22 protein-coding genes and 2 pseudogenes are annotated in these 17,972 nt (G+C 69.3%); 12 read left to right on the top strand and 12 right to left on the bottom strand.

Going from position 1 to position 17,972, the window contains the following annotated elements; all coding sequences use genetic code 11:
• Window positions 1-63: 63 nt before the first annotated feature.
• From ychF to ACWC2B_RS27030, 3 genes and pseudogenes are all read left to right on the top strand, one after another.
• Entirely contained in the window at window positions 64-1,152 is a 1,089-nt protein-coding gene (gene ychF / locus ACWC2B_RS27040; RefSeq protein WP_450720948.1) for a redox-regulated ATPase YchF, read from the top strand.
• Window positions 1,153-1,479: 327 nt separating this feature from the next.
• The gene (locus ACWC2B_RS27035; protein WP_450720946.1) at window positions 1,480-1,764 is read left to right on the top strand and encodes a hypothetical protein; all 285 of its coding nucleotides are present in this window, start codon (window positions 1,480-1,482) and stop codon (window positions 1,762-1,764) included.
• A pseudogene (locus ACWC2B_RS27030) lies at window positions 1,746-1,835 on the top strand (DNA-binding protein); the annotation flags it as partial. The gene ACWC2B_RS27035 and the pseudogene ACWC2B_RS27030, both read left to right, overlap by 19 nt.
• A 149-nt stretch (window positions 1,836-1,984) precedes the next feature.
• Here ACWC2B_RS27030 and ACWC2B_RS27025 read toward each other — a convergent pair.
• The 6 genes from ACWC2B_RS27025 to ACWC2B_RS27000 form a co-directional block, all read right to left on the bottom strand.
• Window positions 1,985-3,373 (bottom strand): hypothetical protein, encoded by a 1,389-nt coding sequence (locus tag ACWC2B_RS27025; RefSeq protein WP_450720944.1) that lies wholly within the window; start codon window positions 3,371-3,373, stop codon window positions 1,985-1,987.
• Between the two features lie 117 nt (window positions 3,374-3,490).
• Window positions 3,491-3,859 (bottom strand): hypothetical protein, encoded by a 369-nt coding sequence (locus ACWC2B_RS27020; RefSeq protein WP_450720942.1) that lies wholly within the window; start codon window positions 3,857-3,859, stop codon window positions 3,491-3,493.
• 285 nt (window positions 3,860-4,144) lie between these two features.
• Entirely contained in the window at window positions 4,145-4,309 is a 165-nt protein-coding gene (locus ACWC2B_RS27015) for a hypothetical protein (protein ID WP_450720940.1), read from the bottom strand.
• Between the two features lie 88 nt (window positions 4,310-4,397).
• Window positions 4,398-5,084, bottom strand: coding sequence for a DUF488 family protein, N3 subclade (locus tag ACWC2B_RS27010; protein ID WP_450720938.1), 687 nt, complete (start codon window positions 5,082-5,084; stop codon window positions 4,398-4,400).
• 149 nt (window positions 5,085-5,233) lie between these two features.
• Window positions 5,234-5,590 (bottom strand): hypothetical protein, encoded by a 357-nt coding sequence (locus tag ACWC2B_RS27005; protein ID WP_450720936.1) that lies wholly within the window; start codon window positions 5,588-5,590, stop codon window positions 5,234-5,236.
• A gap of 40 nt (window positions 5,591-5,630) precedes the next feature.
• Window positions 5,631-6,497 carry an AbiJ-related protein gene (locus ACWC2B_RS27000; RefSeq protein ID WP_450720934.1) on the bottom strand — a complete coding sequence of 289 codons (867 nt, stop codon included), beginning with the start codon at window positions 6,495-6,497 and terminating at the stop codon, window positions 5,631-5,633.
• Between the two features lie 59 nt (window positions 6,498-6,556).
• Here ACWC2B_RS27000 and ACWC2B_RS26995 point away from each other — a divergent pair, with 59 nt between their 5' ends.
• Window positions 6,557-6,784 (top strand): hypothetical protein, encoded by a 228-nt coding sequence (locus tag ACWC2B_RS26995; RefSeq protein ID WP_450720932.1) that lies wholly within the window; start codon window positions 6,557-6,559, stop codon window positions 6,782-6,784.
• A gap of 21 nt (window positions 6,785-6,805) precedes the next feature.
• On the opposite strand, the gene ACWC2B_RS26990 is transcribed toward ACWC2B_RS26995, so the two are convergent.
• Complete coding sequence (locus ACWC2B_RS26990) at window positions 6,806-7,213, bottom strand: PIN domain-containing protein (protein WP_450720930.1); 408 nt, start codon at window positions 7,211-7,213, stop codon at window positions 6,806-6,808.
• Window positions 7,210-7,485, bottom strand: coding sequence for a hypothetical protein (locus ACWC2B_RS26985; RefSeq protein ID WP_450720928.1), 276 nt, complete (start codon window positions 7,483-7,485; stop codon window positions 7,210-7,212). Before ACWC2B_RS26985 ends, ACWC2B_RS26990 begins: the two co-directional genes overlap by 4 nt.
• A gap of 449 nt (window positions 7,486-7,934) precedes the next feature.
• Between ACWC2B_RS26985 and ACWC2B_RS26980 the strand changes: the two genes are divergently transcribed.
• The 8 genes and pseudogenes from ACWC2B_RS26980 (at window position 7,935) to ACWC2B_RS26945 (ending at window position 14,904) form a co-directional block, all read left to right on the top strand.
• Complete coding sequence (locus ACWC2B_RS26980; RefSeq protein ID WP_450720926.1) at window positions 7,935-8,219, top strand: hypothetical protein; 285 nt, start codon at window positions 7,935-7,937, stop codon at window positions 8,217-8,219.
• Window positions 8,201-8,614, top strand: a complete 414-nt coding sequence (locus ACWC2B_RS26975; RefSeq protein ID WP_450720924.1) for a DNA-binding protein — start codon at window positions 8,201-8,203, stop codon at window positions 8,612-8,614. The genes ACWC2B_RS26980 and ACWC2B_RS26975 overlap by 19 nt, the downstream gene beginning before the upstream one ends.
• A gap of 6 nt (window positions 8,615-8,620) precedes the next feature.
• Window positions 8,621-8,908, top strand: a complete 288-nt coding sequence (locus tag ACWC2B_RS26970) for a DUF234 domain-containing protein (RefSeq protein WP_450720922.1) — start codon at window positions 8,621-8,623, stop codon at window positions 8,906-8,908.
• A gap of 522 nt (window positions 8,909-9,430) precedes the next feature.
• Window positions 9,431-10,342: pseudogene (locus ACWC2B_RS26965) on the top strand (zinc-dependent alcohol dehydrogenase); the annotation flags it as partial.
• Between the two features lie 120 nt (window positions 10,343-10,462).
• Window positions 10,463-10,861, top strand: a complete 399-nt coding sequence (locus ACWC2B_RS26960; RefSeq protein ID WP_450720920.1) for a 6-pyruvoyl trahydropterin synthase family protein — start codon at window positions 10,463-10,465, stop codon at window positions 10,859-10,861.
• Window positions 10,862-10,863: 2 nt separating this feature from the next.
• Window positions 10,864-11,544: a RibD family protein gene (locus ACWC2B_RS26955; RefSeq protein ID WP_450720918.1), complete on the top strand. Its 681-nt coding sequence runs from the start codon at window positions 10,864-10,866 to the stop codon at window positions 11,542-11,544.
• Between the two features lie 71 nt (window positions 11,545-11,615).
• On the top strand, window positions 11,616-11,972 hold the full coding sequence (locus ACWC2B_RS26950; RefSeq protein WP_450720916.1) for a trypco2 family protein: 357 nt from the start codon (window positions 11,616-11,618) through the stop codon (window positions 11,970-11,972).
• Window positions 11,962-14,904, top strand: coding sequence for a trypsin-like peptidase domain-containing protein (locus tag ACWC2B_RS26945; protein ID WP_450720914.1), 2,943 nt, complete (start codon window positions 11,962-11,964; stop codon window positions 14,902-14,904). Before ACWC2B_RS26950 ends, ACWC2B_RS26945 begins: the two co-directional genes overlap by 11 nt.
• Here ACWC2B_RS26945 and ACWC2B_RS26940 read toward each other — a convergent pair.
• Genes ACWC2B_RS26940 through ACWC2B_RS26925 form a run of 4 tightly spaced genes read right to left on the bottom strand, consistent with a single transcriptional unit; the run spans window position 14,901 to window position 17,734 of the window.
• The gene (locus ACWC2B_RS26940) at window positions 14,901-15,032 is read right to left on the bottom strand and encodes a hypothetical protein (RefSeq protein WP_450720912.1); all 132 of its coding nucleotides are present in this window, start codon (window positions 15,030-15,032) and stop codon (window positions 14,901-14,903) included. The genes ACWC2B_RS26945 and ACWC2B_RS26940 overlap by 4 nt on opposite strands.
• The gene (locus ACWC2B_RS26935) at window positions 15,013-15,681 is read right to left on the bottom strand and encodes a 4'-phosphopantetheinyl transferase family protein (protein ID WP_450720910.1); all 669 of its coding nucleotides are present in this window, start codon (window positions 15,679-15,681) and stop codon (window positions 15,013-15,015) included. The genes ACWC2B_RS26940 and ACWC2B_RS26935 overlap by 20 nt, the downstream gene beginning before the upstream one ends.
• A complete protein-coding gene (locus ACWC2B_RS26930) occupies window positions 15,678-15,971 on the bottom strand; it encodes an acyl carrier protein (protein WP_450720908.1) in 294 nt (97 codons plus the stop codon). The genes ACWC2B_RS26935 and ACWC2B_RS26930 overlap by 4 nt, the downstream gene beginning before the upstream one ends.
• Window positions 15,968-17,734: a fatty acyl-AMP ligase gene (locus tag ACWC2B_RS26925; RefSeq protein WP_450720906.1), complete on the bottom strand. Its 1,767-nt coding sequence runs from the start codon at window positions 17,732-17,734 to the stop codon at window positions 15,968-15,970. The genes ACWC2B_RS26930 and ACWC2B_RS26925 overlap by 4 nt, the downstream gene beginning before the upstream one ends.
• Between the last annotated feature and the right edge of the window lie 238 nt (window positions 17,735-17,972).

Genomic DNA, 17,972 nt, shown 5'->3' with positions numbered 1-17,972 from the left:
CGTAAACTGGTGGGCGGTCCACTCTCAGGACCGTCCACCGCCCTCGTACCGGGAAGTCGCCACGTGTCGCTCACGATCGGAATCGTCGGTCTGCCGAATGTCGGCAAGTCGACCCTGTTCAACGCCCTGACCAAGAACGACGTACTGGCGGCCAACTACCCGTTCGCCACCATCGAGCCGAACGTCGGCGTCGTCGGCGTCCCGGACCCCCGCCTCGCCAAGCTGGCCGAGGTCTTCGGCTCCCAGCGCCTGCTCCCCGCCACGGTCGACTTCGTCGACATCGCCGGCATCGTGCGCGGCGCGAGCGAGGGCGAGGGCCTGGGCAACAAGTTCCTCGCGAACATCCGCGAGTCGGACGCGATCTGCCAGGTCATCCGCGCCTTCAAGGACGAGAACGTCGTCCACGTCGACGGCAAGGTGTCCCCGAAGGACGACATCGAGACGATCAACACCGAGCTGATCCTCGCCGACCTCCAGTCCGTCGAGAAGGCGGTCCCGCGCCTGACGAAGGAATCCCGCCTCCAGAAGGACAAGATCGCGGTCCTGGCGGCGGTCGAGAAGGCCCAGAAGATCCTGGAGGCAGGCGACACCCTGTTCTCGCACGGCATCACGAAGGGCACGGAGCAGGGCGACCTCCTCCACGAGCTGCACCTCCTCACCACCAAGCCCTTCCTCTACGTCTTCAACGTGGATGAGGACGAACTGGTCGACGAGGACTTCAAGAACGAGCAGCGCGCCCTGGTCGCCCCCGCGGAGGCGATCTTCCTCAACGCGAAGATCGAGTCCGAGCTGATCGAGCTGGACGACGACGAGGCCCTCGAACTCCTCCAGTCCATGGGCCAGGAAGAGCCGGGCCTGGCAACCCTGGGCCGAGTCGGCTTCGACACCCTGGGCCTCCAGACCTACCTGACGGCAGGCCCCAAGGAAACCCGCGCCTGGACCATCCCCAAGGGCGCCACGGCCCCCGAGGCGGCCGGAGTCATCCACACGGACTTCCAGAAGGGCTTCATCAAGGCGGAAGTCATCTCCTTCGACGACCTGATCGATGCGGGCTCAGTAGCGGAGGCGCGGTCGCGCGGGAAGGCGCGGATGGAGGGCAAGGAGTACGTCATGCAGGACGGGGATGTTGTGGAGTTCCGCTTCAATGTGTAGCGGGTGACATAACGCCACGTCGCTGATCTGGCAAACATGCAGGTCAGAGAGGGTCCGACTCTTCGGGGTCGGGCCCTTGGTTTTTTCCCGTGCTGGGATGGTGCTGGGATTGCTGACCCCTCGTCACCTGTCGTCATCCCTGGTCATCCGTACCGTGCTGGGATTGTGCTGGGATGGGACGGGAGCGCCCGTGCTGGGTTTCGGGCAGTGATCTCCCGATGCGACAGGCAGGCGGGTGGGGCTCCGTCTGCACGACTTCTTCACAGCTCCCGGGTCGTGCAGATTCGATCCGTGGCGCTTTTCCTACTCGTTTGACACGCTCGGGGCGTGGGTGAGACGACGTACGGCATCGGGGAAGGCCCGGCGACGCGGGTGAGCCTGTCGCTGCCGGAGGGGGCTGCGGAGGCGATCCGGGCGCGGGTGGGGAAGCCGGGGTTCTCCGCGTTCATCGCCGAGGCGGTCGAGCGTGAGCTGCGTGGGCAGGTCCTGGATGAGTACCTGGCGGACCGCGAGAGCCGTAAGGGGCCGGTCTCCGAGTCGGCTCGTCAGCGGGCGCGACAGGTCTTCGACCTGGTGTTCGCCGAGGAGGGCGAGTGGCCTGCCCCTGGCTGAGTCACGAGGGGACGCTTCTCCTGGGCAGTGAGGGACTCTCGAAGCTGCTCGCCGACGACGAGCAGGTGGTGGTGCGGCAAGCGGGTCCGGCTCGTGGCGGTGTGATTTCCCCTGGCCGGCATTCTGCCTTTCGGCGGTTGGTCAGTGAGTGGCGGTGGAGCTACCAGTATTCGGCGGATCGCCGGTTTCGGTAACCGGCGATCCGCCGCTATTTTGCGGCTCAGTAGGAGCGTGGCCCGTAGGGGCTCCAGTGGCCGAGGAAGGGCTTCAGGTCGTCGCCGCTGGGCTTCGGCGGTGTGGGCAGTTTCGGTGCTGAGGCCGATTTGGTGAGGTGTTGGAGGTGCGCGTCCGCGAACGCGAGCCACGCCTCGATCTCGGTCCGCTCCTGTCCGGGTGGCAGTGATGTGGCGTGGTCGCGTACTGCTGTGACGTATTTGGTCAGGTGGTTGGCCTGGTGCCAGGCGTCTGCCTGTTCTCCGAGGTGATTGACGCGATAAGCGTGGGCGTAGGCGGCGCGGGCTTCCTGCATGGCGGCTTCCCAGCGCTTTTGCTGTACCTCTCTGGCTTGCTGGTCTGCGAGGCGTTTGCGTTCCGCGGCTTCGCCGCGGAGGCCGACCTCTTGCACGATCTCGGCGAGTTGGTCTTCCAGCGGCCGGTCGGGGAGGTCGGTCCATTCGCTGGCGCGGTGCGGGCTGCCGCCACGGAGCATGAAACGCAGGCGGTTGGAGGGGGTGTAGTCGAAGCGGGCGATGCGCATCCATGAGTACTTCTTGGCGTCGGCGAGTTCCTTGGCGGTGGGGATGTGTTCGCTGCGGTCCTGTTCTTGAAGGACGAGGAATCCGACACTTTCGCCTTGGGCGGTGATGGTGAAGTGCGGTGGCGCCTTGCGGCGCCGATGGGGCGGGGGTGCGCCTTGTGTGGTGCCGAGTGCTGCCTTGTGGCCGTGTGCTTCGGTGGCGGTGATAAGGGTGTGGATGATGCGCAGGGCTCGGCCCTGGAGGGGCTTGGTCAGGCCCATGGGCTGCGGCTGCTTTTGGAGGCTTGCCACGACGGCATGGGGTTTGGTGAGTCTGGCCGGCACATGCAGCGGGGTGAGTTCCGCGAGGCGCCAGGCGGGGATGTCGACGAGCTTGATTTCGTAGCCGCGGTGCGTGCGGTATCCGTAGAGCTCTTGTGTGTGGGGGATCTTGCCGGACTTGCGGGCAGCGCTGACCCGTGATGCCCAATTCACTGCGTGCGGGCCGGATTCGATGGGCTTGATGAGACACCCATCGTTCGCGGCCAGTTCTTCGAGTAGCTGGTCCGCGTAGTTCGTACGGGCCTTCGGCACGGTTCTGGGACGTGGCGGTGCCGGCTTTCGGGCGGGACGTTCCGGTGGTCGAGTGCTCCGCTCCACGGGGTGGACGCCGCGTTCGGTGAGATACCGCCGCCCTTTCTCGGTGAGGTGGGCGCTCCAATGTCCGCGGCTTTTGCTGATCTTGATGAGCCCTCGGTTCTGCAGGGCCTGTCCGCTGGTCTTGTATGTGCTGTCTGGCCAGACTCCGTCGGGACACCCCTGGCCCACCCAGCCGAGCACTGCCTGCTGCCGCTCATTGAGGGCCTGGTGCATGTGGTCCCCCTGCGGTTCCTCGCTGTGCTGCCCCGGTGACAATGCCCGCCGCTTCCATATGAATTCCGGACGACCTGAGAGAGCCTTCGATCGGGTGAGACGTGGTGTATGGCGTGTTTACAGCGAGAACAGCTCTTCCTGGTAGTTCTCGATGGTGCCGCGCCGCGGATAGAAGAGGCCGAGCAGCATGAACGTTCTGGGTCGTTTGGCCAGGTTGCCGACGAAGCAGTGGACGACGTGGTCCGGTGCGAACATCCGGGTGAACCAGCGCTCCCGCAGCTTTTCCTCCACTCCCTGTTGCCCGTACTGGCGCAGGTATTTGCGGTAGGACTCGCCCGCCTCCCAGTCCCGGAGGGCCATGTCGTGACCGGTGCAGTCGGAGTCGTCGCAGCGGAAGCGGTAGCGAAACTCCAACGGCACCCACTCCAGCTGGCGCAAGTCCTGGTCGAGGAGATCCATCTGATCGGTCAGGGCGGCCTTGGACACAGGCCAGGGCTCGGCGGGCTCGAGGCGGAAATCGACGGTGTGCGCCGCTGGTCGGAAGAGGCCGAGCGACGTGCCGTGCTTCTCCTGGTCTCGTTTGATGGCGCAGAGCGATGGGGCGATCAGCGGGCGGAGGATCGAATAGCGTTCGCGCCATCCGTCGCTCGTGCCGATCCTGTCGATGACCTTGAGGGTGCCCGGGTTCGGGCGCAGGCTCTCGGGCCGGCGATCCTGGTGATGGCGGCGTACGTCGACCTCGATGATCGCGTACTTGGCGAACTGGCTCTCCTAGCTCAGGAGCCGGAAGGGCACCGGGAAGAGGCGGACATGCTCGGGAGTGCCGCGGTCGAGGCGTATGCCGGCGACGCAGCTGGTCTCGCGGTACTTCGTGGACAGTTCCGGATACGTCTTGACCGTGATCAGTATTCGTGCGCGCTCCCACGCTCCTGCCATACCCCACCCCCGGTCCGCCGCTTGTGGACCAGAATGGAAGTGAGGTAGCTGGCACGCGCAAGAGTGCCGTCGAGTAGAGGAGTTGAAGTCAGGCCAAGGGGCTGACAGGTAGTGACATGCGCTTGCGCAGGGTCTCCAGGACGACGTGCCGGTGGCAGCGCTGTTGGTCCTTCTCGAAGCACAGCACGGCGACCCGCTCCTGAGCTGCGTGTTCTGCGAGTTCATCAAGGTCGGCCTGGGCCGCGTCGGAGCTCAGCAGGCTGCGGAAGCGTGCGCGGCCCTCGCTGATGCGTCCTTCCCAGAAGGGCGCCCGGTTGTCCTTCGGGTTCCCCAGGGCGCGCAGGTGGGTGTAGGCGATGCCGGCCTCGTTGAGCGCGTGTGTGAGGCGGGTCTTGCTGAATCCGGGCTTGCGGCTGATGGGGGTCAGACGGACGTCGGCGACCGTGCTGATCTGGGCAGAGAGGAGGGAAGCGACGAAGGATTCGATGTCCCGCCCCTCGTATCCGGCGGACCACAGCCCGGGGTCTGCCGTCTGGGCTTGGCGGAACAGGTCGTCGAGGGAGACGTCGAGTGCGGTAGCGAGTGCACCAACGGTGAAGAAACCTGGCTGAATTGGTCCCCCGCCCTCCAGTCGCTTCAGAGTGGCGAGCTGAATGCCCGCCTCTTTCGCAAGGCGTTCCGGAGTCCAGGCGTGTTCCTCACGTAGGGCCTTGACGCGGGCAGCGAGCGTCCGATTCGGGGCGGATGAGGGAAGAGTTAAGGGGCGTTCGGCCATGGACCGGGATCCTAACTTCCGCCGGAATCTCACAGCTAGCTGTCCGCTCGGGCCTGCGCATGTCGTTCGCGTGAGCGGATACCGAAGGTTGAGGTGGCTTCAACCTGGCTGCTCGTGTCCGTGCGCGCTGAGGGTGTTGGCTGCGTAGATCAGCGACTCGGGAAGAGCAGTCGACCGAGGTCTTCGCGGAGCCGCTCTTTGAGTTCAGTGGGTTGGCTGGTGTGCTCATGGGCGATCCGGATGGTGTGGACGCCGCAGCGCGTCCAGTGCCGGTCGCGATCCTCGTCGTCGGCCTTGCGGGTTCGGCCGTAATGGTGTGGTCCGTCGACCTCGATGATGACGGCCCGGCCGTTTCCCAGAACGGTGAAGTCTGGGCTGCGCACGCCGGCATCCCGCAGTTTGGCGGAGGCCAGCGGCAGGATCGCGATGCCGCTTTGGGCGGAGCGCTCGCGTTGGAGGTCTTGGAGGACCTGGTAGACGGTGAGTTCGGCCCGACTTGCGAACACGAGGTCGTCCGCAGTCGGGTATCCCTGGTCGCTTCGCCTTTCACGGCGAGCCTGGTTGGTCGGACTGCTTCCTTGATACCGCCAAGTCCTGCGTGATCTCCGGGAGTGGGCGCAGCGCTGCTTCGACCACGAGGGACTGCACGTCCAAGCGCTCCAGCGGCTTGAGCACGGCTCTTAGCCTTTGCCAAATTGCCTCGGTGATGGCCGACGTGAACTCCGGTACGAGCGCGCGGTCCACGGTGAGGACGGCCTCGTAAGTGGCATCCGTCCAGTTGTCGTTGGGCATCGGATGGAAGTACCCACCGTCGCGGCGCAGGGTGAGTTTCGCCGAGCGGACAAGGTCCCGAGCCAACCCTTCGCCGTCGTCGTCGAGCAGATGGTGGGTCTGTCCGAGGACGAGATCGAGCTTGCTGGCGTCGTCGTCCCTGAGCGGCAATGGGATCGTCGGAGTGACGGCGCTCTCTGGGAACGGCGCATAGACGGGTCGCCCGGACATGAAGTCTCCGGGGCGTAGCGCCCAGCCATCCGCTGCCAGAAGCCGGTTGAGCTCATCGACGCGCCTGGCCGCCTCATCGGCGTCGGGGCGCACCTCGGGATGAACCAGCCGTGCGAGGAATGCCAGCAGCACATCGTCCGGGCCATCGAGGAGCCCAAACCGCGGGTCCTCGAAAACCCAATCGTCCTCCCAGTCGTAGTTGTTGAACCGGTGCTGGATGATGTCGGTGCGGGCGGTCGGGTGGCGCGAGTCGGTTGATGGCAGGGCGTCCAGGTCGTACAGGCTGCCCAGGAAGGCGACTTCGTCCAGGCGTCCCCACCAGCCGCCCTCCGCAGCGCGTAGCAAGTCGAAGACATCGCGCCGTGTCACCGCTGTGATCCTTGCTGGGTTGTCCTGGCCGGAGTGCGTCATGACAACAGCATGGCGTGCCAGCGGTGCGCCTGCCGAGCCTTCGTGGCGGTCGCGGGGCCGTGCCCCCGACGTCGGCGGTCGGCGACTGGACAGGAGCCGAAGGACTGCACCGCTCCTTCGATGAACTGCGCACCAGCTGGCGCCGCAACCCGCACCAGATGCGCGCGCTGTACGTGCTCATGTTCGTTGCGGTGCTTCCCGTGCCGTTTCTGCGCGACCGGATGGCCGCCCTCCGTCGTGACCTGCGCCGCAGGATTGAGAGCGGGTCATGGATGACCCGCAGGTGATCGCGCACACGCGCGACGCCCTCACACGTCCTTGATCTGTACGCGGTCGCCGCACAATTTCGACCAGTCGTCGCGGTCCGAGGTCAGTACCAGGACGGGCGCCGGGGAGCGGAGCGCCATCGCGGCGACGAGGGCGTCGATGGCGTACTTGTGGCCGTGCAGGCCACCGGCGTCGGCCAGCAACTGCACCGCGGTGAGGCTGTCCGCCTGGGTGACGTCCTGGACCTGAAGACGGGAGAGAAGCCAGCGCAGCCGGGCGGTGTCCGTCTTCCCGTAGACGGCCTCCACCACCGTCAGGGCTGACACGAGGACGGGCACGCCTACGCGCCGTGCGGCCTCGATCCGGGTGACCATCTGGCGGTCGTTACGCAGCAGCAGCGACAGTGCCTGGGCGTCCAGAACCAGGGACCTGGCCGCGGGATCCTTCATGCGGCGCTGTCGTTCGACGCGTACGGCGCCGGTGCGTCACCGAACAGTTCGTGCTGCGCGGCCTGGATCTCGGCTTCGCTCAGCGGTTCGTGCTCAGCTTCGTAGGCGGCCACGACCTCGGCGAGGCCGTCCATCGCGAGTTGATGCCGGACCGCCGCGGTCACGTACGCGGACACGCCGCGCTTGCCGGTGCGGGTCCGCAGGGCACCGAGGAGTTCCGAGGGCATCGAGACGGAGATGTTCTCCGTGCCGCCGGGGCGGGGTGACTTCATAGGCGCCAGTCTAGTACAGGAACTATTACATCGGGTGGGATGCTGCGCGGCCCGTATCCGGCGGCGTAGTCTCGGCGCCATTGGATCTTCTTGTACTTTGTCGCGGCTCCCGTGCTGGGATGGTGCTGGGATGCGCCTGCATTTCCGCAGGTCAGAGCCTCGTCGTGGAGTTCCGGTTCAACGTGTAGCCGCTGACCTGTCGCCGCGTCGCTGATCTGGCAGATACGCAGGTCAAGAGGGTCCGACTCTTCGGGGTCGGGCCCTTAGTCTTCTCCCGTGCTGGGATGGTGCTGGGATGGGAAGGGGATGCCCGCGCTGGGTTTCAGGCGCTGTGCCGCCCGGGGCGAAGGGATGGGGCGGATCCGTCTACACGCCCTTTTCGTGACTCTGGGGCTCCGTGAAGATCCCGGGCCGTGGCACTTTTCCTACTGGTTTGACACAATCGGGGTATGGCCGAGACGACGTACAGCATCGGGGAAGGGCCGGCGACGCGGGTGAGCCTGTCGCTGCCGGAGGGGACCGCGGAGGCGATCCGGGCGCGGGTGGGGAAGCGGGAGTTCTCCGCGTTCATCGCCGAGGCGGTCGAGCGTGAGCTGCGTGGGCAGGTTCTGGACGAGTATTTGGCGGATTACGAGAGCCGCAAGGGGCCGGTGTCCGAGCCGGCGCGGCAGCGGGCGCGGCAGGTCTTCGACGAGGTGTTCGCCGAGGAGGGCGAGTGGCCCGCCGCAAGCTGAGTCACGAGGGCACGCTGGTCCTCGACAGTGAGGGACTCTCGAAGCTGCTCGCTGACGACGAGCAGGTGGTGGCTCTGATAGCTGAGGCCCGCTCGCGCGGCATGGAGGTCGTGATCAGTGCGCTCACCATTATCGAGGCCGTGCACGCGCGCACGAATAAGTCCCGCCTGAATTGGGTGCTCTCCGGGCTGCGCGTAGTCGCAGTGGGCGACGAGGAGGCGAGGGCAGCCTCGAAGTTGCTGATGAATGCCGGTTTGCACGGGCACAAGTACGCGATCGATGCGGCTGTCGCCGAGGCGGCGCTGCGACAGCACCGCCCCGTGGTCATGCTGACTTCCGATATCGACGACATGGCCAAGCTCTGCGGCGACCGGGTCCGGCTCGTGGCGGTGTGATTTTCGTTGGGCCGCGCTATCCCGCGCATCGAGCGCGGCCGTGGTGACTTGGCGTTGGAACGCATTGAGCGGTCGTGGACCGTTTGGCGCGGTCGAGTGGGCAAGCCGCTGATCCGAGAGTCTCTGCAGCGTCAGATGCCTAACGACGAGTGGCCTGCGACCGAGGCCATCGGCGGTTGGTGGAACCGTGAGAACAGCCCCGAGATCGATTTCGTCGGGGCAGACCGCGAGCCGGTGGCCCGGCAGGTGCACTTTGTCGGGTCGGTCAAGCGGGCTGGAGACCCAGCCTTTTGACGTCACGAGTACGACGCCTTGGTGCGTGACATGTTGCCCGTGCCTGGCGCTGGCCCGGGTACTCCACTGGTTGCGGCCTCCCGCTACGGGGATGGCGGATGATATGCCTCTTTCCCTCAGCCGGGCCGCCTTCGGAGCCGTCGCCCAACATGCCCAGCCCGCCCCACGATCCGCGACTTCTGGGGCAGGCCGGACCTGGACGTGATCGTCTAGGATCGCGTGAACTCCCCACCCCTGGGGAGTAGCGGCGCCGAATCGGCGTGGGCAACGGCCGTGCGGGCCGGGGTTCTTGGGCCGGACGCCGTTGGGCGGTCCGTGGGCGGGCCACTATGGCAGAGGAACTCCCGCGCCAAGCCACATACGTGCCTTCTGGGTCACCTCACCCGGCCGGGGTGAGATCGTTACCTCCGCCTGCCCGCCTGCCCGCCTGCCCGCCTGCCCGCCAGCCCGCCAGCCCGCCAGCCCGCCAGCCCGCCAGCCCGCCAGCCCGCCAGCCCGCCAGCCCGCCAGCCCGCCAGCCCGCCAGCGCCCAGTGGTGATGGCGTTGTAGTTCGGGCGATCTACTCGGGTGTCAGTCGCGGGACCGAATCGCTGGTCTTTCGCGGGCGGGTTCCCGTCAGTCAGTACGCGGCCATGCGCGCGCCTTTTCAGGAGGGCGACTTTCCCGGGCCCGTCAAGTACGGGTATCTCAACGTCGGCCAGGTGGAGGCCGGGCCGTCGGAGTTGGTTGGGCGGACCGTGTTCAGTCTGTATCCGCATCAGACACGGTTCCGCGTGCCGGTCGGAGCGGTCACACCCGTGCCCGATGCCGTGCCGGCCGAGCGTGCCGTGCTGGCCGGGATCGTCGAGACCGCGCTCAACGCGCTCTGGGACGCGCCACCCCGGATCGGCGACCGGATCTCCGTCGTGGGGGCCGGCCTGGTCGGGTGCTGTGTCGCCGCGCTCGTCGCCCGGTTTCCCGGCGTGAGGGTGCAGCTCGTCGATGTCGACCCGGGGCGGCGAACAGTAGCCGCGGCGCTCGGTGTTCCTTTCGCCAGCCCCGTACAAGCATCAGGCGACCGTGACCTCGTCTTTCATGCCAGTGCCACCCAGGACGGGCTCCGGCGGTCCCTTGAGCTTCTCGCGCCCGAAGGGGCCGTCGTAGATCTGAGTTGGTACGGGGACCAGCAAGTCGCCCTGCCTCTGGGGGAGTTCTTCCATTCCCGGCGGCTTTCCCTGCGCAGCAGCCAGGTCGGCTCCGTCTCGCCCGCGCGGCGCGGGCGATACACCGCCGCCGACCGGCTCGGGCTCGCGCTCGACCTCCTGCGGGACCCGGTCTTCGACGTTCTGATCACCGGCGAGTCCTCTTTCGACGAACTGCCCCGTGTCATGGCCGACATCGCCAACGGCAGGCTGCCGGGGCTCTGTCAGCGCATCCGCTACAGCCCCACTTGACGAACTGCCCGGCGTCATCGCCGACATCGCCACCAGTCGGCTGCCCGGGCTCTGCCGGCGCATCCGCCACAGCCCCCGTTGAAGCCCGGACACCCCTCCCGACCGCCCTTAGGAGACGTCATGTTCAGTGTCACCGTTCGCGACCACCTCATGATCGCCCACAGTTTCCGCGGCGACGTCTTCGGCCCCGCGCAGAAGTTGCACGGAGCGACCTATCTGGTCGACGCGACCTTTCAGCGGCCCGAGTTGGACGGCGACAACCTCGTCATCGACATGGGCCTCGCGGCCGCGGGAGTACGCGAGATCGTCGGCTCGCTCTCCTATCGGAACCTCGACGACGAGCCCGACTTCGCCGGTACCAACACCACCACCGAGTTCCTCGCCAAGGTCATCGCCGATCGCCTCGCCGCCCGCATACGCGACGGCGCGCTGGGCCCCGGCGCCCTCGGCCTGACCGGACTCGGTGTGCGGCTCCACGAATCGCACATCGCTTGGGCCGACTATCACCGCTCCCTCTGACCATGGCCGTCCGTCCGTACGTACTGCTGTCCGCGGCCGTTTCCGTCGACGGCCGCCTCGACGACACCGCCGGCGATCGGCTCCTGCTCTCCAACAGGCGCGATCTGGACCGGGTTGATCGCGAGCGCGCCGACGCCGATGCCATCCTCGTCGGCGCCAACACCCTGCGCAGGGACAACTCCCGTCTGGTGATAGCGAGTTCGGTGCGGCGTGCTCGGCGTCTTGCTGTCGGGAAGTCCGAGCATCCGTTGAAGGTCACGGTCACCGGGACCGCCGATTTGAGTACGGATCTCGTGTTCTGGCGCTGCGGGGGCGAGAAGCTGGTTTTCACCGTGGACGGTGCGCTGGGCCGGGCCCGCCGTGCCCTGGGTGCGTTCGCCGGGGTCGTCAGCACCGGGCCCGTGCTCGACTGGGGTCGCCTTCTCGACGAACTCGGGCGGCGCGGGGTGGAGCGGCTGCTCGTCGAAGGGGGCGGGACCGTGCACACCCAGCTCCTCGCGTTGGACCTGGCCGACGAACTTCATCTCGTCCTCGCTCCCTTGCTCGTGGGGGAGGCCGGGGCGCCCGCGTTCCTGGGCCCGGCGCCGTATCCCGGTGGCTCCACCGCCCGTATGAAACTCCTCGAAGCGCGACCCATCGACGATGTCGTCCTGCTGCGATACGCCCCTAAGGTCCGGTCCTGAGGTGTTCCGGGCCTGAGATTGGCCGAAGTCCCTTGGTGGGACGTGCAGTTGACCCTCCCTAGGTATGCTCGGTGCGCAGAGGGGCCGGGCGGTTTCGGGCGAGGCGGGGGCTGAGGGTGGACGACGCGGTGGAGCTGGCGGACATGATCGCTCAGTTGCGGAGCGAGCTGAGCCGGGCCATGGCGGACGGGGACGGTGAAGGAATCCGGTTCCAGGCGGAGTCGCTCGAACTCGAACTCACCGTCGGGGTCGAACGGAGCCGGGAGCCGGGGGCCAAGGTGCGGTTCTGGGTGTTCGACGTCCAGCATTCCGCGCGCTCCGCGAACACGGCCACCCAGCGGATCAAGCTCACCCTCCAGCCGGTGCGCGCCGACACGCCCGAGCGTCCCGCGCTGATCTCGGGCGCCGAGCTGTTCGATGAGAGCTGAGCCCGCGGCCGACGGGCCCGGGCTCGACCCGCACCGGATCGCCGAGATCATCGTCGAGACCAGCAGCGGCAGAAGGCGCGGTTCCGGGTACCGGATCTTCGCCGGCACGATCCTCACCGCCGCCCACGTCATCGCCGACGCGAGCGTCACCGTCGTACGGTGTGACGCCGACCGGGACGGTGAATGGTCGGCCCCGGCCACCGTGACCTGGGCGGACGCGGACAGCGACCTTGCCGTGCTGAGCGTCGTACCACCGGCGGCGGCCCCCGCGGTCGTCGAGCCGGCCCGGTTCGGGCGCATCCCCGACGACCGGCACGGCGTGATCGACGTGCACGCCCTCGGCTTCCCGCTGTGGAAGCGCCGCAGCCGCTCCGACCGCACGTCCTTCCGCGAACTGCACCAGGCGGACGGGACCGTGGCCGCGCTCTCCAACCTGCGCACCGGCACCCTGGAGATGACCGTCGCACCGGCCGGGGCCGATCCCGACCCGGGTGCGTCGCCGTGGGCCGGCATGTCCGGTGCCGCGGTGTGGGCCGGCAGCCGCATCATCGGGGTGGTCGCCGAACACCACCGCTCGGAGGGCCCGGGCCGGCTCACCGCCGTCCGCCTGGACCACGCGCTGCACAGGCTCGGCCCGGCGGACCGTACGGAGCTCGTGCGGCTGCTCAGGCTGCCCGAACCCCTGCCGCTCGCCCTACCCGGGGAATCACACGGGGGCGTACGGGTCGTCGGCGTCCCCGTCGCGTACGGCATCGAGCTGTTCAAGAACCGGGCCGCCGAACGCGACGCGACAGCACGGCACTTGAGCGATCCCGCCATCCGCATGGTGACCATCACCGGGCCGCGAGGCATCGGCAAGAGCGCGCTCGCCGCGAAGGTCATGGACCTGCTCGACCGCGGCACCTGGCCCGGCACCGTCCAGGGCCCGCTCCCCTCCGGCCTGGTCAACCTCTCCACCCGCACGTCCGGGATCTCCCTGGAGCGCCTCTACTTCGACTGCGCCCGGCTGCTCGGCCCCGAGCGCTTGGCCGAGCTGCGCGAGGTGTGGGCCGCGGGCGGGACGGCGCAGGACCGGCTCGCCGAGCTGCGGGCGGCGATGGGCGAGCGCCTGATCGTCATCCTCATGGACAACCTGGACGACCTGCTCGACGACGACGGCAGCATCGTCGACGAGGAACTGGCGGTCATCCTCGACTGGCTCTTCCGCGCCCGCGCCACGCCGCGACTCCTGGTCACCAGCCAGGTACCGGTGCGCCTCGCGCCCGAACTGCGGCGCTTCGCCGCCCACATCGAACTCTCCGAGGGACTCGGCCCCGCCGAGGCGGCGGCGCTGCTGCGCGAACTCGACCGGGACGGCAGCCTCGGCATCGCGGGCCTGTCCGACGACGAACTGCTGCACGCCGCGGTCCATGTGCACGGCGTGCCGCGCGCGCTGGAACTGCTCGTCGGCGCACTCGCCGACGACACGGCGCTGCTGCCCAGCCTGCAGGAGGTCCTGAAGGACTTCACCCGGCGCCACGACGTCGTCGCCGACCTCGCCCAGGACCGCTACAAACGGCTCGACGAACGGGCGCACGCGGTCCTCGGTGTCCTCGCCGCGCTGCGTACGCCCGTGGAACAGGGGGCGCTCGAAGAGATCCTGGCCGGCCTTGACCAGGACCTGCCCACGGCCCCGGTCCTCACCTCCCTCGTCCGCATGCACCTGGTCTCCGTGGACCGGGTGCACCGCACCTTCGCCCTGCACCCGCTGGACGCGGAGATCGCCTACGGACGCATGCCACAGGACGGACCTCACAGGAGACAGGCAGTGGAGCGACAGATCGCATCCTGGTACGGGCGCCGGGCCCGGCCGCGCGGCACCTGGCGGACGCTGGAGGACATCGAGCCGCAGCGCCGCCGCTTCGACCACCTCGTACGCTCCGAGGACTACGACGATGCCGCGCGGGTGCTGTGCGAGATCAGCGAGTGGCTCGTCTGGCACGGCTCGGTCCTCGCCGCGGTCTCGATGCACCTCGCCGTCGAGGGACGCATCCGCGACGAGCGGGTACGTCTCGCCCATGCCGTCGCTTACGGTCATGCCCGGCTCAGCGCGGGCCCGATGGAGCAGGCGGCCCGGCTGTTCACCGAAGCGGCGGCCCTCGCCGAACGCCTCGGGGACCGGCCCGCGCTCCAGAACGCGCTGTTCGGCCTCGGCGACACCCACCGCCAGCTCGGCGACCAGGGCGCCACGATCGCACCCCTCACCCGCGCCGCCGAGCTGGCCCGCGAACTGGGCGACACCGAACGGGAAGCGCACGCGCTGCTCTCACTGAGCCTCGCGCACAGCTACCTGGGAGACGGCGAAGGCGCACTGACCGGAGCCACCCGCCTGACCGAACTGGCCGCGGCCGGCGGCGACTTGCTCACCATCGCCCGAGCGGGCAACGCCCGGACCATCGCACTCCTCACGCTGGGCCGCTGGCAGGAGACCGCCGACGCGGGCGCGGAGGCCGCCCGCGCCTACCGGGCCGCCGACAGCCAGGAGGCGATCGCGTACGCCCTCAACGCGCGAGGCCTCGCCCTCCTGGCCCTGGACGACCCGGCACAGGCGGCCTCGGCCCTGGAGGAGGCCCGCCACGAGGCCTCGCTGATGGAGAACCCCCGCGCGGAGGGCGTCTGCCTGCTCAACCTGGCATGGGCGTACTGGTGCGACGCCCGCTACGACCGGTCCGCCGCGACGGCGGACCGCGCCTCGGCCGCCCTGGACATCGCGGGTGCCGCCCAGGCCGAAGCGGCCAGGGCCCTGGCGCAGGCGGGCCGGGCGCTGCCCGGTGAGCCGGGGGAAGCGGCCGAAGCCCTGCGCCGCGCGGCGGCCGCGCTTGACGGAAACGTGGAGGTCGTCGCGCCGGGGTGGGTCATGGAGCGGGCCCGGCGGCTGGTGGGCGGAGTCTAGGCGCGCTTCTTCTTCGGTTTCGGCGCGTCGGCCTCCTGCGCCTCGGCGTACTTCAGGGCCTTGCCGTACTCGCTCGGCTCCAGGCTGCCGATCACCAGGCCCGCCTTCTCAAGGCGTTCCAGGCGCATGCAGTACGGATACCGCCGTCAGCAGCAGGTCCGTTGTCGCCAGCCAGCGGCCTTCCAGGCGGGTGGCTTCCGGGTGGTCGGGCAGGATCTCCGCCTGGAACGTGCCGCCGGCGGGGTGCAGGGTCACCCTGAAGTCGTGCGGGCTCCTCGGGCGGATGCCGCCCGCCCGGGCGCCCGGGGACCACGCCTTGAACGCCGCCTCCTTCGCGGAGAAGAGCAGGCGGCCCCAGCAGACCGTTCCGTCCAGTCCCGCGAGGGCGGCCTGTTCCTCCGGCCGGGCCACCAACCTCAGTACGCCCTCCCTCAGCGGGCGGTGCGGTTCGGCGTCTATGCCCAGGGCACGTACGGAGGTGCGCCGGGCCACCACCGCTGCCCGGTAGCCGCGGCAATGGGTCATGCTGCCGACGATCCCCGTCGGCCAGACCGGGGCGCCCGACTCGTCGGGCAGGAGAGCGGCCGGGGCCAGGCCCAATTCCTTCAGGGCCAGGCGGGCGCAGGCCCGCACCGTCGTGAACTCCCTGCGGCGGCCCGCCCCCGCCCTCGCGATCAGCGCCCGTTCCTGCGGGAAGAGGCCCTCCCCGTCCGGGGTGTCTCCGAAGTGCTCCGATGAGCCGGCGGCAGCCGAGCGCGGGAGCAGGCTCTCGATCAAGAGGCGGCCGCCGCGTCCCGCGCGGCCAGCGCCGCCACCACGTCCTGCGCCACCTCCGCCACGCTCGGCCGGTCGAGCAGCACCGATCTGTCGATGGCCACCCCGCAGCGTTCGCTCAGCTCTCCCGTGAGCCACGTGCTGGTCATCGAGTCGATTCCGTAGGCGCTGAGCGGTACCTCGCGGTCGATCAATTCGAGCTCCAACTCCAGTAATTCGCTGAGGAGTTGGGCCAGGTGATCGGCTACTTGGCGCTCGGTCGTCGTCACCGGTACGGCCCCTTGCTCGCTCATGCCGAGTGTCTCCTCTCTTCACGGACGGGTACGCCGGGTGCGCTCGACCACTGGGCCAGCAGCGGCAGGCGGCCCGCCCGTACGTCCTTCGCGCAGTCACGGCGGCGGGTCTTGCCGCTGGTCGTGCGGGGTACCTGATTGCGGGCCACCGCGAAGACACTCACCGGGGCGGGCAGGGCTCTGGCGACCGCGATGCCCGCGGCCCTTACCGCGCGGGCCAGCACCTCCGGGTCCCGCTCGGTCGTCTCGACCACCACCGCGACCCCCGGCGCCGCATCGTCCAGCGGCCACGCCGCGGCCCGCTGGTGCGTGAAGGCCTCGTGCGCGGCGCCGGCCACCGCCTCGATGTCCTGCGGGAAGTAGTTCTCACCGCCCACCACCAGGACGTCCTTCAGCCGCCCGGTGATGAACAGCTCGCCGTCGTCTAGGCAGCCCAGATCCCCCGTGCGTACGTACGTTTCGCCTGCCAGGCGCGCCCCGAACGCCTCCGCCGACTCCGCGTCGCGGCCCCAGTAGCCCTGGCAGTTCCCCGGCGAGGCCACCCAGATCTCGCCCACCGCGCCGGCGGGCAGCACCTGGCGCGTCGCCGGGTCGACGATGCGGAGCCGGACCCCGGGCAGGGGCGTGCCGCAGCCGACCAGTTCGACCGCGCTGTCGGGCGAGGCGGCCGGTATCGCCGTGCCCCGGGCCAGTGCGTCCCGGTCGTAACGGCGGACGGGGGAGTCGTACAGGGGGCGGCCGATCGTCACGCTCAGGGTGCATTCCGCCAGGCCGTACCCCGGCGAGAACACCTCCGTACGGAAGAAGGAGGGGCGGAAGGCGTCCGCGAATCTGCGCAGGGTGTCGGCCCGCACCGGCTCCGCCCCGTTCGCGGCCACCCGCCAGGTGGACAGGTCGACCCGGCGCCGCTCCTGCGCCGGGATCCGCCGCACGCACAGGTCGTACGCGAAGTCCGGCGCGGCGGCGAAGACGTCCTCCTCGGCCTCGATCGCGCGCAGCCACACCATCGGATCCCGCACGAACGTGGTCGGCTCCATCGTGACGGCCGCCGCCCCGGACACGAGCGGCAGGACCACGCCCGTGCACAGCCCCATGTCGTGGAAGAACGGCAGCCAACTCACCACCGTGGTACCGGAGTCGACCTCGCAGCGGTCCCGCAGCGCCACCTGGTTGGCCACTAGGTTGCCGTGCCCGACGATCACTCCCCGGGGGTCGCTCGTCGACCCCGAGGTGTACTGGAGGAGGGCGGTCGCCCGCGCGTCCAGCGCGGAAGGGGCGGGCGGTGCGTCGTCCCCGGTCGGCGACTGCGCGACGGGGATCCGGGCCGGCCCGTCCGCTTCCTCCCGCCGGGACTCCCGCGCCGCCGATACCAGCACGGCGACCGGGTCGCAGTCCCCGCGGATCACCGCGAGCCGGTCGGCGCGGTCGGTCTTCCGCGTGCCGGTGGGCAACGGCAGTACCGGAACCGCGATCCGACCGGCGTACAGGCAGGCCAGGAAGCCGACGGGGAAGTCGAGGCCGGGCAGCGCCGGGACGAGGACCCGGTCGCCGGGGGCGCCTGCCGTCCGCAGCGCGGCGGCCGTGGCACGGACCCGGCCCAGGAGTTCGGCCGCCGTCAATTGCCCGATGCGCTCGCCCCCCGCGCCGAGGGCGGTGAACACGGGCCGGTCCGCGTCCGGGCCCGAGGCGCGGAGCAGCAGGGCCTCCACGACGGTTGCTGGGTACGGAAGTCGGGGCGGGCTCGCATGAGTCAGAAGGTCCACGGTCTCGCTCCTCTCAGTTCACGCGGCTCGGGAGCACGTCCCTGCCGAGCCACTGCTGGAACGCGGGCAGGTTCGGCAGGACCACCGTCGAGCGGGCAAGGACCGCGAGGTGCTGGCCCATCCCCGGCCTCCGCATCAGCTCACTGATCGTGGCGGCGGATCGTCCCTGTCGCGGCGACCCCGTGACGATGGTTCCGGCTGCCGCTGACGGCGAGCTGACGGCCGGTCGGAGCTGGGG

The sequence above is a fragment of the Streptomyces sp. NPDC001415 genome (genome assembly GCF_053597395.1).
This window is presented reverse-complemented; position numbering and strand designations above follow the sequence as displayed.